11 protein-coding genes are annotated in these 13,990 nt (G+C 65.4%); all 11 read left to right on the top strand.

Annotated features, from left to right (window positions below; genetic code table 11):
• Positions 1-6 precede the first annotated feature (6 nt).
• Positions 7-510: an OmpH family outer membrane protein gene (locus tag SZ55_RS26795; protein WP_044414364.1), complete on the top strand. Its 504-nt coding sequence runs from the start codon at positions 7-9 to the stop codon at positions 508-510.
• A 2-nt stretch (positions 511-512) separates the two neighbouring features.
• Positions 513-1,571, top strand: coding sequence for a UDP-3-O-(3-hydroxymyristoyl)glucosamine N-acyltransferase (gene lpxD / locus SZ55_RS26790; protein ID WP_044414361.1), 1,059 nt, complete (start codon positions 513-515; stop codon positions 1,569-1,571).
• A 48-nt stretch (positions 1,572-1,619) separates the two neighbouring features.
• Complete coding sequence (gene fabZ, locus SZ55_RS26785; RefSeq protein ID WP_044414358.1) at positions 1,620-2,060, top strand: 3-hydroxyacyl-ACP dehydratase FabZ; 441 nt, start codon at positions 1,620-1,622, stop codon at positions 2,058-2,060.
• A complete protein-coding gene (gene lpxA, locus SZ55_RS26780) occupies positions 2,057-2,833 on the top strand; it encodes an acyl-ACP--UDP-N-acetylglucosamine O-acyltransferase (RefSeq protein WP_044414356.1) in 777 nt (258 codons plus the stop codon). Before fabZ ends, lpxA begins: the two co-directional genes overlap by 4 nt.
• A 3-nt stretch (positions 2,834-2,836) precedes the next feature.
• Entirely contained in the window at positions 2,837-3,970 is a 1,134-nt protein-coding gene (gene lpxB / locus SZ55_RS26775; protein ID WP_044414353.1) for a lipid-A-disaccharide synthase, read from the top strand.
• Positions 3,970-4,572, top strand: a complete 603-nt coding sequence (gene rnhB / locus SZ55_RS26770) for a ribonuclease HII (protein WP_044414351.1) — start codon at positions 3,970-3,972, stop codon at positions 4,570-4,572. The genes lpxB and rnhB overlap by 1 nt, the downstream gene beginning before the upstream one ends.
• Before the next feature lie 177 nt (positions 4,573-4,749).
• Entirely contained in the window at positions 4,750-6,162 is a 1,413-nt protein-coding gene (locus SZ55_RS26765) for an alanine/glycine:cation symporter family protein (RefSeq protein WP_044414349.1), read from the top strand.
• A 93-nt stretch (positions 6,163-6,255) separates the two neighbouring features.
• Positions 6,256-9,780: a DNA polymerase III subunit alpha gene (dnaE, locus tag SZ55_RS26760; protein ID WP_044414346.1), complete on the top strand. Its 3,525-nt coding sequence runs from the start codon at positions 6,256-6,258 to the stop codon at positions 9,778-9,780.
• A 105-nt stretch (positions 9,781-9,885) separates the two neighbouring features.
• Complete coding sequence (accA, locus tag SZ55_RS26755) at positions 9,886-10,836, top strand: acetyl-CoA carboxylase carboxyl transferase subunit alpha (RefSeq protein ID WP_044414343.1); 951 nt, start codon at positions 9,886-9,888, stop codon at positions 10,834-10,836.
• A complete protein-coding gene (gene tilS / locus SZ55_RS26750) occupies positions 10,823-12,193 on the top strand; it encodes a tRNA lysidine(34) synthetase TilS (RefSeq protein ID WP_044414340.1) in 1,371 nt (456 codons plus the stop codon). Before accA ends, tilS begins: the two co-directional genes overlap by 14 nt.
• Positions 12,194-12,357: 164 nt before the next feature.
• Complete coding sequence (locus SZ55_RS26745) at positions 12,358-13,989, top strand: CTP synthase (protein WP_044414337.1); 1,632 nt, start codon at positions 12,358-12,360, stop codon at positions 13,987-13,989.
• The last annotated feature ends 1 nt before the right edge of the window (position 13,990 follow it).

Here is a 13,990-nt window from a genome sequence, read left to right as displayed (position 1 = left end):
TGCATCGTGCGTAAGTTGACTCAACTCGTTCTGGTAGCCGCGGCCATGATGGCCACCCCGGCGTTCGCCGAAATGAAGATCGCGGTACTGAACTACCAAATGGCGCTCCTGGAGTCCGACGCTGCCAAGAAGTACGCCGTCGACGCCGAGAAGAAGTTCGGTCCCCAGTTGAACAAGCTCAAGACCCTGGAAAGCGACGCCAAGCGCATTCAGGACCGCCTGGTCAAGGAAGGCGAGAAGATGCAGCAGGCCGAGCGTGAGCGCCTCGAGCTCGAATTCAAGCAGAAGGCCCGTGACTTCCAGTTCCAGTCCAAGGAACTGAACGAAGCCAAGGCCGTGGCTGACCGTGACATGCTCAAGCAGCTCAAGCCGAAGCTGGACCAGGCCGTCGAGGAGGTCCTGAAGAAGGGCTCCTATGACCTGGTGCTGGAGCGTGGTGCCGTGATTGACGTGAAGCCTCAGTTCGACATCACCCGCCAGGTCATCGAGCGCATGAACCAGCTGCGCTGAACATGACAGCCGTCTCCTACACCCTCGGCCAACTGGCCGAGCGCCTCGGTGTCGCCGTGCGCGGCAACGAAGCGCGCGTGATCAGCGGGCTGGCCACCCTGCAGGATGCCAGCCCGGATCAACTGACCTTCCTGGCCAACCCCCAGTACCGCAAGTTCCTCGCAGAAACCCGTGCTGGTGCCGTCCTGCTCACTGCAGGCGATGCCGAAGGCTTTGCGGGGGATGCGCTGGTGGTGCCGGACCCCTACCTGGCCTATGCGCGCCTGTCGCACCTGTTCGATCCCAAACCGGTCGCTGCTGCGGGCATCCACCCGTCTGCCGTCGTTGCAGCGGATGCGCAGGTCGACCCCAGCGCGAGCATCGGGCCGGGGGTGGTGATCGAGTCGGGCGCCCGTATCGGGGCAGGCGTGACCATCGGTGCCTATAGCGTCATCGGTGCGCGCAGCGTCATCGGTGAAGGCGGTTGGCTGGCACCGCGCGTGACCCTCTATCACGACGTGAAGATCGGCAAGCGCGTGGTCATCCAGTCCGGTGCCGTGATCGGTGGTGAAGGCTTCGGCTTCGCCAAGGAAAAGGGTGTCTGGCAGAAGATCGCCCAGATCGGCGGCGTGACCCTGGGTGACGATGTCGAAGTTGGTGCCAACACCACCATCGACCGCGGCGCCCTGTCCGACACGCTCATCGGCAACGGCGTGAAACTGGATAACCAGATCATGATCGCCCACAACGTGCAGGTCGGTGACAATACCGCCATGGCCGGCTGCGTGGGCATCTCCGGCAGCACCAAGATCGGCCGCAACTGCATGATCGCAGGCGGCGTCGGCATGGTCGGGCACATCGAGGTGTGCGACAACGTGTTCGTCACCGGGATGACCATGGTGACCCGCAACATCACTGAACCGGGTGCCTATTCCTCCGGTACCGCCATGCAGACAGCAGCGGACTGGAAGAAGAGCGCCGCCCGGATTCGTCAACTGGACGACATGGCGCGTCGTCTGCAACAGCTGGAAAAGCGCCTGGCGGCAGTGACCCCGGGCGGGGATGCTTCATCTGATGCGTGACCCGCGCAGCGCCGCGCGTCCCAAATCCCCATTCAAGGCTCCAGGAATATGATGGACATCAACGAGATTCGCGAATATCTGCCGCACCGCTACCCTTTCCTTCTGGTGGATCGGGTCGTGGACCTGGATATCGAAGGCAAGCGCATTCGCGCCTACAAGAATGTCAGCATCAACGAGCCATTCTTCAACGGCCATTTCCCTGAGCACCCCATCATGCCGGGCGTGCTGATCATCGAGGCAATGGCCCAGGCGGCGGGGATCCTTGGTTTCAAGATGCTCGACGTCAAGCCGGCCGACGGCACCCTCTACTACTTTGTCGGTTCGGACAAGCTGCGTTTCCGCCAGCCAGTGCTGCCGGGTGACCAGCTGATCCTCGAGGCGCGATTCCTCAGCGTCAAACGCGGGATCTGGAAGTTCGAATGCAAGGCCAACGTCGATGGCAAGGAAGTCTGCTCGGCCGAGATCATCTGTGCGGAACGCAAGCTATGAGTTTGATTGACCCTCGCGCCATCATCGATCCGTCGGCGAAGCTGGCGGATGGCGTTCAGGTCGGCCCCTGGTCGATCGTTGGACCCGATGTGGAAATCGGCGAGGGCACCGTGGTCGGTCCGCACGTGGTCATCAAGGGACCGACCCGCATTGGTAGGCACAACCGCATCTACCAATTCTCCTCGGTCGGGGAGGACACCCCCGACCTGAAGTACAAGGGCGAGCCCACTCGCCTGGTGATCGGCGATCACAATGTGATCCGCGAAGGCGTCACCATCCATCGCGGCACGATACAGGACCGCGCGGAGACCACCATCGGCGATCACAATCTGCTGATGGCCTATGTACACGTCGGGCATGACAGCGTCATCGCCAACCACTGCATCCTGGTCAACAACACCGCGCTCGCGGGGCATGTCCATGTCGACGACTGGGCGATCCTTTCCGGCTTCACCCTGGTCCACCAGTTCTGCCGCATCGGCGCCCACAGCTTTTCCGGCATGGGCACCGCCATCGGCAAGGATGTCCCGGCCTACGTTACCGTCTTCGGTAACCCTGCCGAAGCTCGCAGCATGAACTTCGAGGGCATGCGCCGTCGTGGCTTCAGTGCCGAGGCCATCCAGGCCCTGCGCAGGGCCTACAAGGTGGTCTATCGCCAGGGGCTGACGGTCGAGCAGGCCCTGGCCGAATTGGCCGAGTCCGCCGCCCAGTTCCCCGAGGTGGCCGTGTTCCGCGACTCCATCCAGTCTTCAACCCGCGGCATCACCCGCTGAGCCATGGCCCGTCCCCTGCGCATCGCGCTGGTCGCTGGCGAGGCGTCCGGTGACATCCTCGGCTCCGGCCTGATGAAGGCCCTCAAGGCCCACCGCCCCGATATCGAGTTCATCGGCGTTGGCGGTCCCTTGATGGAGGCCGAGGGGCTGGTTTCCTACTTCCCGATGGAGCGCCTGGCGGTGATGGGGCTGGTGGAGGTGCTCGGACGCCTTCCCGAACTGCTCCGTCGGCGCAAGCACCTCATCCGTACCCTGATCGAGGCCCGGCCCGACGTCTTCATCGGCATCGATGCGCCTGATTTCACCCTGGGTGTCGAGCTCAAGCTGCGTCAGGCGGGTATCCGCACCGTGCACTACGTCAGCCCCTCGGTATGGGCGTGGCGGCAGAAGCGGGTGCTGAAGATCCGCGACGCCTGCGACCTCATGCTCACCCTGTTCCCCTTCGAAGCGCGCTTCTACGAAGAGCACCAGGTGCCGGTCCGCTTCGTCGGGCATCCGCTGGCGGACACCATCCCCCTTGAGGCGGACCGCGCTGCCGCCCGGCAGGCCCTTGACCTGCCTGCCGAGGGCAGTGTCGTCGCGCTCATGCCCGGTAGCCGGGGTGGCGAAGTCGGCAAGCTCGGTGCGCTGTTCCTCGATGCTGCCGAGCAGCTCCGCACGCTGCGTCCCGGAATCCGGTTCGTACTGCCGTGCGCCAATGCTGCGCGCCGTGAGCAGCTGGAGCAGATGCTGGCTGGGCGCGACCTGCCGCTGACCCTGCTCGATGGACGCTCGCACCAGGCGTTGGCCGCCTGCGATGCCGTTCTGATCGCTTCCGGCACCGCCACCCTGGAGGCGCTGCTCTACAAGCGCCCGATGGTGGTGGCCTACCGGCTGGCGCCACTCACCTACAAGATCCTGCGGCGCCTGGTGAAGAGCCCTTATGTGTCGCTGCCGAACCTGCTGGCCCAGCGCCTGCTCGTGCCGGAGCTGATCCAGGACGCCGCAACCCCCGAAGCCCTGGCCCAGACCCTGTCGCCGTTGCTCGACGGCGGCGAGGCGCAGACCGAGGGTTTCGACACCATTCATCGCGCCCTGCGTCGCGATGCATCCGAAGAAGCCGCCCAGGCGGTGTTGCAACTGGCGGAGGCGCGCTGATGCAGATGGGCATGGATTTCGACCTGGTCGAGGAACTGGTGGCAGGCGTCGACGAAGTCGGTCGCGGCCCGCTGTGCGGTCCGGTGGTGACGGCTGCCGTCATCCTCGACCCGGCCCGCCCGATCCTGGGCCTGAACGACTCCAAGAAGCTCTCCGAGGCACGCCGCGAGGCGCTGTTCGATGAGATTCGCGAGAAGGCACTGGCCTGGTGCATCGCCCGGGCCGAGGTCGAGGAAATCGACCAGCTGAACATCCTGCACGCCACCATGCTGGCCATGCAGCGTGCGGTGGAGGGGCTCTCCGTGACCCCGAAACTGGCCCTCATCGATGGCAACCGCTGCCCCAGGCTCGCGGTACCCAGCGCGCCTGTTGTCCAGGGTGATGCGAAAGTCCCCGCGATTGCGGCCGCGTCCATCCTGGCCAAGGTCTCCCGGGACCGTGAAATGGCCGAGCTGGACGCGCTCTACCCGGGCTACGGCCTGGCCGGGCACAAGGGTTACCCGACCCCGGTGCACCTCGAGGCGCTGAAACGCCTCGGTCCTACGGCGATCCACCGGCGTTCGTTCGCGCCCGTCCGGGAGTTGCTCGAAACCGGGCACTGATCCGCCACCCTGATCGTCTGATCTCGTCTCAAGGCCCGCGTGGCTTCGCGGACGCCATGCGCTGCCTCTCAGTCGGCAACCGGGCGCCCCAGCGAGATCATCTTTCCGCTGCGATACTTCATCCGGGTATTCCAGCGTTTCACTGAGTGCCGCCATAAGCGGCCCAAGGAGTTCCTCATGCAAGACATGGCCAACCTGGTGGTCAACTCGCTCAACGGCTTCATCTGGGGCAAGGTCCTGATCTGGCTGCTGGTGGGCTGCGGCCTGTACTTCACCGTCCGCCTCGGGCTGATCCAGTTCCGCCACTTCGGGCACACCTTCAGCGTGCTCAAGGGCAGCCGCCAGGCCGATGATTCCGGCATTTCCTCCTTCCAGGCCCTGTGCACCTCGCTGGCCGCACGGGTCGGTACCGGCAACGTCGCCGGTGTGGCCGTCGCCATCACCCTGGGTGGCCCTGGCGCGGTGTTCTGGATGTGGATGATCGCGATGGTCGGCATGGCCACCGGCTTCGTCGAGGCGACCCTGGCCCAGCTGTTCAAGATCCGTGACGACAAGGGGCAGTTCCGTGGTGGCCCGGCCTACTACATGGAGAAAGGCCTCGGTGCCCGCTGGATGGGCGTGCTGTTCTCGCTGTTCCTGATCCTGGCCTTCGGCTTCGTCTTCAACTCGGTCCAGGCCAACACCATCAGCGGCGCCATGCAGGGTGCGTTCGGCGTGCCGCTGTGGATCAGCGGCCTCGCCCTGGTGGCGATCACGGCACTGATCATCTTCGGTGGCCTGCGCTCCATTGCCCGCTTCTCCGAGCTGGCGGTGCCCTTCATGGCGGTCGCCTACCTGCTGGTGGCCGTGGTGCTGATCATCACCCAGGCCAGCGAACTGCCCGGCATCCTGGTGATGATCGTCAAGAGTGCCTTCGGCTGGCACGAAGCGGCGGCCGGCGGCATTGGCGCGGCGATCATGAACGGCTTCAAGCGTGGCCTGTTCTCCAACGAGGCGGGCATGGGCTCGGCGCCCAACGCGGCCGCCTCGGCGACGCCCTATCCGCCGCACCCGGCCTCCCAGGGCTACGTGCAGATGGCCGGTGTGTTCATCGACACCCTGCTGATCTGCACCGCGTCGGCGGCCATCATCCTCCTGGCCGGCCCGCAGGAAGGCGAGGGCATCATGCTGGTGCAGAACGCGCTGACCAGCCAGGTGGGCCTGTGGGGCAAGTACTTCCTGGCGGTGATCATCCTGTTCTTCGCCTTCACCTCCATCGTCGCCAACTACTTCTACGCCGAGAACTGCCTGGTGTTCCTCGAGCACAACCACCCGGGCGGTCTGCTGGTCTTCCGCCTGGCGGTGCTGGGGATGGTGATGTTCGGCGCCCTGGCGTCGCTGCCCTTCGTCTGGAACCTGGCGGACGTGTCCATGGGGCTGATGGCGATCACCAACCTGATCGCCATCCTGTTGCTCTCCAACCTGGCCATCAAGCTGGCCCGGGACTACAACGCCCAGCGCAAGGCCGGCAAGCTGCCGACCTTCGATGCCAGCCAGTACCCGGAGATCCAGGACAAGCTGGAACCCGGCATCTGGGACGATCGCCGCTGACCCCGGTTCCCCGCTGAGCGCAAACCTGTAGCTTTACCATCGGGCCCGGTACAATCCGGGCCCTGCCGTTTCTGCCTCTTCCAAAGGATCGTCATGACCGTTTCCTTCGTGCATCTCCGTCTCCATTCCGAGTACTCCCTGGTCGACGGCCTGGTGCGGGTCAAGCCCCTGATCAAGGCCGTGGCGGCTGCCGGCATGCCAGCGGTGGCGGTCACTGACCAGAGCAACATGTGCTCCCTGGTCAAGTTCTACAAGGCGGCCCAGGGTGGCGGCATCAAGCCCATCTGTGGCGCCGACATCTGGCTGGCGAGCCTGGACGAAGACGGCCCCCTCAGCCGTATGACGCTGCTGGCGATGGACGGCAAGGGCTATCGCAACCTCACCGAGTTGATCTCCCGTGGCTGGTCCGATGGCCAGAGCAACGGCCTGGTGATCATCCAGCGCGATTGGGTGAAGGAGGCCGCCGAAGGCCTGATCGCTCTGTCCGGCGCGAAGGAAGGCGAGATCGGCATGGCGCTGCTCAACGGCGACCCGGCAGCCGCCGAACGCCTGCTGGCGGAGTGGCAGGCGGTGTTCCCGGATCGCTTCTACCTGGAGCTGCAACGCACCGGCCGCGTCAATGACGAGGAACATGTGCACGCGGCCGTGGCCCTGGCGGATCGCTGCGGAGCACCGCTGGTGGCGACCAACGACGTGCGCTTCATCAAGGCCGACGACTTCGAGGCCCACGAGACCCGCGTGTGCATCGGCGAAGGCCGGACCCTCGACGACCCCCGCCGTCCGCGCAACTACTCCAACCAGCAGTACCTGAAGTCACCGGAAGAGATGGCCGAGCTGTTCAGCGACCTCCCCGACGCCATCGAGAACACCGTCGAGATCGCCCGGCGCTGCAACATCGACGTGCGCCTGGGCAAGCACTTCCTCCCCGACTTCCCGACGCCCAATGGCATGGGCATCGACGACTACCTGCGCCACGCCTCCTACGAAGGCCTCGAAGAACGCCTCGCGGTGCTCTGGCCGAAGGAGACGACCCCGGACTACGAAGAGAAGCGCCAGCTCTACATCGACCGCCTGGAGTTCGAACTGGGCACCATCATCCAGATGGGCTTCCCCGGCTACTTCCTGATCGTTGCCGACTTCATCCAGTGGGCGAAGAACAACGGCGTCCCGGTGGGGCCTGGCCGTGGATCGGGTGCCGGCTCGCTGGTCGCCTACGTGCTGAAGATCACCGACCTCGACCCGCTGGCCTACGACCTGCTGTTCGAGCGTTTCCTCAACCCCGAGCGCGTCTCCATGCCCGACTTCGACGTCGACTTCTGCATGGACGGCCGCGACCGCGTGATCGACTACGTGGCCGAGAAGTATGGCCGCAATGCGGTGAGCCAGATCATCACCTTCGGCTCCATGGCGGCGAAGGCGGTGGTGCGTGACGTGGCGCGTGTGCAGGGCAAGTCCTACGGCCTGGCCGATCGCCTGTCGAAGATGATCCCCTTCGAAGTGGGCATGACCCTGGAGGCGGCCTACAACCAGGAAGAGGTCCTGCGGGACTTCCTCAAGTCCGATGAGGAAGCCCAGGAAATCTGGGACATGGCCCTCAAGCTCGAAGGCATCACCCGGGGCACCGGCAAGCACGCCGGTGGCGTGGTGATCGCCCCCACCAAGCTGACCGACTTCGCGCCCATCGCCTGTGACGAGGAAGGCGGCGGCCTGGTGACCCAGTTCGACAAGGACGACGTGGAGGCGGCCGGCCTGGTGAAGTTCGACTTCCTCGGCCTGCGCACGCTGACGATCATCAAGTGGGCCATGGAGATGATCAACCGCGAGCAGGAGAAGAACGGCCTGCCGCTGGTGGACATCGACCGCATCCCGCTGGATGACAAGAAGACCTACGACATGCTGCAGAAGGCGGAGACCACAGCGGTCTTCCAGCTTGAATCCCGCGGCATGAAGGAGCTGATCAAGAAGCTCAAGCCCGACTGCCTGGAAGACATGATCGCCCTCGTGGCCCTGTTCCGTCCGGGGCCGCTGCAGTCCGGCATGGTGGACGACTTCATCAACCGCAAGCACGGCCGTGCCGAGCTCTCCTACCCGCACCCGGACTACCAGTACGCCGGCCTCGAACCGGTGCTCAAGCCCACCTACGGCATCATCCTGTACCAGGAACAGGTGATGCAGATCGCCCAGGTGATGGCGGGCTACACCCTCGGCGGCGCGGACATGCTGCGTCGTGCCATGGGCAAGAAGAAGCCCGAGGAAATGGCCAAGCAGCGCGGCGGCTTCATCGAAGGTTGTGCCAGCAATGGCATCGATGCCGAGCTGGCGGGCAACATCTTCGATCTGGTGGAGAAGTTCGCCGGTTATGGCTTCAACAAATCCCACTCCGCCGCCTATGGCTGGGTTTCCTACCAGACCGCCTGGCTGAAGGCCCACTACCCGTCGCCCTTCATGGCGGCGGTGCTCACGGCGGATATGCACAACACCGACAAGGTAGTGACGCTCATCGAAGAGTGCCGCAGCATGAAGCTGCGCATCGTCGCGCCGGACGTGAACAACTCCGACTACCGCTTCACCGTCGACGACGCCGGGCAGATCATCTACGGCCTCGGTGCGATCAAGGGCGTGGGCGAGGGGCCGGTGGAGGCCATCGTCGAATGCCGTGACGAGGGCGGGCCGTTCAAGGACCTGTTCGACTTCTGCAACCGTGTCGACCTCAAGCGCATCAACAAGCGCACGCTGGAAGCGCTGATCCGTGGCGGTGCGCTGGATCGCCTCGGGCCGTTCTTCAGTGACGAGCCCAAGGCCTACCAGGCTGGCATCGACCGCAACCGGGGCGTGCTGCTCGCGGCAATGGAGGAGGCCATCCAGGCCGCCGAGCAGACCGCCCGCAGCCACGACAGCGGCCACATGGACCTGTTCGGAGGGCTCTTCGCCGAGCCCGACGCCGACGTCTACGCCAACCACCGTCGGGCCAAGGAGCTGACCCTCAAGGAGCGCCTCAAGGGCGAGAAGGACACCCTGGGGCTCTACCTCACCGGCCACCCCATCGACGAATACGAGGGCGAGGTGCGCCGCTTCGCCCGCCAGCGCATCGTCGAACTCAAGCCCGCGCGGGATACCCAGACCATCGCCGGCCTGATCGTCAACCTGCGGGTGATGAAGAACAAGAAGGGCGACAAGATGGGCTTCATCACCCTCGACGACCGCTCCGGGCGCATCGAGGCCTCCCTGTTCGCCGATGCCTTCGCCTCTGCCCACACCCTGCTGCAGACCGATGCGCTGGTGGTGGTGGAAGGGGAGGTGAGCCACGACGACTTCTCCGGTGGCCTGCGCCTGCGTGCCAAGCGCGTCATGAGCCTGGAGGAGGCGCGTACCGGGCTGGCCGAGAGCCTGCGGATGAAGGTGGACCACAGGGCCCTGCAAGGCGACCGCCTGCGCTGGCTCGCCGACCTGTGCGGGCGCCACCGGGGCTCCTGCCCGATCACCATCGACTACGCAGGTCCCAGTGCCCGGGCCTTGCTGCAGTTCGGCGAGCAGTGGTGCATCGACCCGGCCGATACGCTGATTCAGGCATTGCGTGACCAGTTCGGGCGCGACAACGTCTTCCTGCACTACCGGTGAGACGCGGCTGACGCGCCGCGTTCTCTCGACCCACATGCGCCCTTCCTTTAAGGTAGGGCGCCAAATGGACCCAGCCGCCTGGCCCCACGCGCACGACGGAAGCCTATGAACCCGAACTTTCTGGATTTCGAACAGCCGATCGCTGACCTGCAAGCCAAGATCGAGGAGCTGCGCCTGGTCGGCAACGACAATGCGCTGAACATCAGCGACGAGATTGCCCGCCTTCAGGAAAAAAGCAGCGCCCTGACCGAAAGCATCTTCGGCAACCTGACCAGCTGGCAGATCGCCCAGTTGGCCCGCCATCCGCGCCGGCCCTACACCCTGGACTACATCAGCCACATCTTTACCGAGTTCGACGAGCTGCATGGCGATCGCCATTTCTCCGACGACGCGGCCATCGTCGGCGGCGTAGCCCGCCTGGACGACCAGCCGGTGATGGTGATCGGTCACCAGAAAGGCCGTGAAGTGCGTGAGAAGGTCCGTCGCAACTTCGGCATGCCCCGTCCCGAGGGCTACCGCAAGGCCTGCCGCCTGATGGAGATGGCCGAGCGCTTCAAGATGCCGATCCTGACCTTCATCGACACCCCTGGTGCCTACCCGGGCATCGATGCCGAAGAGCGCGGCCAGAGCGAGGCCATCGCCTGGAACCTGCGGGTCATGGCGCGTCTGAAGACCCCGATCATCGCCACCGTGATCGGCGAAGGTGGTTCCGGCGGTGCGCTGGCCATCGGCGTGTGCGATCGCCTGAACATGCTGCAGTACTCCACCTACTCGGTGATCTCGCCGGAAGGCTGCGCCTCCATCCTGTGGAAAACCGCCGAGAAGGCGCCCGACGCGGCCGAGGCCATGGGCATCACCGCCGAGCGCCTGAAGGGCCTGGGGATCGTCGACAAGGTCATTCCGGAGCCGCTGGGCGGTGCCCACCGCGAGCCGGCCATTGCGGCCCAGTCGATTCGCGAGGAGCTGCTCGGCCAGCTCAAGACCCTGAAGAAGCTGTCGGTCGACGACCTGCTGGCCCGTCGCTACGAGCGCCTGATGAGTTATGGCGTGGCCTGAGGGCCACGCGCCGGGGCGGGCCGATGAGGGCTCGCCACTGGCCCGCTCGCTCCATTCCCTCCTGCTGTCCCGCACCCTGCCCTGGCGTTCCGCGCCGGGGTGGATGGTCGCCTTCTCCGGTGGCCTCGACTCCACCGTCCTGCTGCATCTGCTCGTTGTGCTCTCCCGCCAGGGTGACGTGCCGCCGCTCAGCGCACTTCATGTCCATCACGGCCTGCAGGCGGCTGCCGAGGCATGGCCGGCCCATTGCCAGGCCGTGTGTGACCGACTCGGTGTGCCCTTGATGCATGCCTCCGTTGTCGTGGAGGAGGGCGCCAGCCTGGAGAATGCCGCTCGTCGGGCGCGCTATGGCGCCTTCGAGCAGGCTGTGGAGGGGGGGCAGGTGCTGATGCTGGCTCAGCACCGTGACGATCAGGCTGAGACGCTGCTGTTCCGGTTGATGCGCGGTGCTGGCGTGCGGGGGCTGGCGGGGATGCCGGTGAGCCGCGCTCTGGGCGGCGGTCACTTGCTGCGGCCGTTGCTGGACGTGGCCCGCCAGGACCTGGAGGCCTATGCGCGGGAGCAAGGGCTGGACTGGGTCGAGGACCCGTCGAACCAGGACACCCGGCTGGACCGCAACTACCTGCGACAGATCGTACTGCCTGCCCTGGTGTCACGCTGGCCGCGCGCGCTCGGCGGCATGGCCCGCAGTGCTGCGCACCTGGCCGAGGGTGAGGCGTTGCTGGGGGAGTTGGCAGCCATCGACCTGGCTGCCGCGCGAGACTCCGAGATATTCCCCTGGCTGGGTTTGCCGACCCTCTCCCTCGATCCGCTGCTGGCGTTGTCCGAACCACGGCAGCGCAATGCCTTGCGTCACTGGCTCGCCCCCTTCACGGCCATGCCCGACAGCGATCACTGGGCGGGCTGGGTGGCCCTGCGTGATGCCGCACCGGATGCCGAACCGGTCTGGCGCCTGGCTGGTGGCGAACTGCGCCGCGCCGGTGGCCGGCTCTGGTGGCTCGGCAGCGCCTGGCTGGATACCGTGCCGACGGCTCAGCCCTGGCCAAACCCCGAGCATCCCCTGGCCCTGGACGGCAATGGTGTGGTGTGGATCGAGGGGCGGGAACCGGAAGGTCCCTTGCAGGTGCGCTATCGCCAAGGCGGGGAGGCCATGCAGCTCGACGGACGGGGGCGCCGTGACCTCAAGCGGCTGCTCAACGAACGGGGTTTCCCGGCTTTTGCCCGGGGTCGCCTGCCCTTGCTCTACCGAGGCGACGAACTGCTTGCGGTGCCCAATCTTCAAGGGCTGGAGGGGCCTCGGGAGGGGGGCTGGACCCTGTCTTGGACACCCCCGACGAATGACCAAGGTTTGAGCTGAAAGGGTCTTTCCGGTAGACTACGCTCCCGTCTTACAGAGCACCTGCCGATTCCCTCGGAACTGGCAGGTGCTTGCCGTTTCGGCACTGTTCCAGATTCCGGGCCCAGGCCCGATTCGCTCTCTCCGGCGGCCTTCCGCCTAAACGCTGACTTCTAGGGTTATTCATGACGCGCTACATCTTCGTCACGGGTGGTGTTGTTTCTTCATTGGGGAAAGGCATCGCCTCGGCATCCTTGGCCGCCATTCTGGAAGCGCGGGGCCTGAAGGTCACCATGCTCAAGCTGGACCCGTACATCAACGTGGACCCGGGCACCATGAGCCCGTTCCAGCACGGCGAAGTGTTTGTCACCGAGGACGGCGCCGAGACCGACCTCGACCTGGGCCACTACGAGCGCTTCGTGCGCACCACCATGACCCAGAACAACAACTTCACCACCGGCCGCGTCTATGCTGATGTGCTGCGCAAGGAGCGCCGTGGTGACTACCTGGGCGCCACCATCCAGGTGATTCCGCACATCACCGACGAGATCAAGCGTCGCATCATCAAGGGCGCCGGCGATGCCGACGTGGCCCTGGTGGAGATCGGCGGCACCGTGGGTGACATCGAGTCCCAGCCCTTCCTCGAAGCCATCCGCCAGCTGCGGGTGGAGGTCGGCGCCAAGCGCGCGATGCTGATGCACCTGACCCTGGTGCCCTACATCGCCACCGCCGGCGAGACCAAGACCAAGCCGACCCAGCACTCGGTGAAGGAGCTGCGTTCCATCGGCCTGCAGCCCGACGTGCTGATCTGCCGTTCCGACCACGAGGTCGACCTGTCCTCCCGCCGCAAGATCGCGCTGTTCACCAACGTGGAAGAGCGTGCGGTCATCGCCCTGCAGGACGTCGACACCATCTACCGCATTCCTTCCGTGCTGCACGCCCAGGGTCTGGACGACTTCGTCGTCGAGCGTTTCGGCCTGCAGTGCGGCGGTGCCGACCTGTCCGAGTGGGATCGCGTGGTTGACGCCAAGCTGAACCCCGAGAAGGAAGTCACCATCGCCATGGTCGGCAAGTACATGGAGCTGCTGGATGCCTACAAGTCGCTGATCGAAGCGATGAGCCACGCCGGCATCGAGAACCGCACCAAGGTGAACCTGCGCTACATCGACTCCGAAGACATCGAGAACCAGGGCACCAGCCTGCTGGAAGGCGTCGATGCCATCCTGGTCCCCGGCGGTTTCGGCCTGCGCGGCGTGGAAGGCAAGATCACCACCGTCAAGTACGCCCGCGAGAACAAGATCCCCTACCTGGGCATCTGCCTCGGCATGCAGGTGGCCGTGATCGAGTTCGCCCGTAACGTACTTGGCTGGACCGACGCCAACTCCACCGAGTTCGACAAGGCCAGCGGCCATCCGGTGGTCGGCCTGATCACCGAGTGGCAGGACGCCACCGGTGCCACCGAGATCCGTACCGAAGCCTCGGACCTGGGCGGTACCATGCGCCTCGGCGCCCAGGCCTGCCAGCTGGAGGCCGGCTCCCAGGTTCACGCCTGCTACGGCAAGGACGAGATCGTCGAGCGCCACCGCCACCGCTACGAAGTGAACAACAACCTGCTGCCGCAACTGAAGGAAGCCGGCCTGAAGATCACCGGCCGCTCCGGCGACGGCGCCTTGGTCGAAGTGGTCGAGGCACCGGACCATCCGTGGTTCGTCGCCTGCCAGTTCCACCCGGAGTTCACCTCCACCCCGCGTGACGGCCATCCGCTGTTCAGCGGCTTCGTCAAGGCCGCCCTGGCCCAGAAAGCGAAGAAGGCCTGAG

The organism is Pseudomonas sp. FeS53a (assembly GCF_000931385.1).
Lineage (GTDB): Bacteria > Pseudomonadota > Gammaproteobacteria > Pseudomonadales > Pseudomonadaceae > Metapseudomonas > Metapseudomonas otitidis.
The sequence above is the reverse complement of the archived record's forward strand: the minus strand, read 5'-3'. Positions and strand labels throughout refer to the sequence as shown.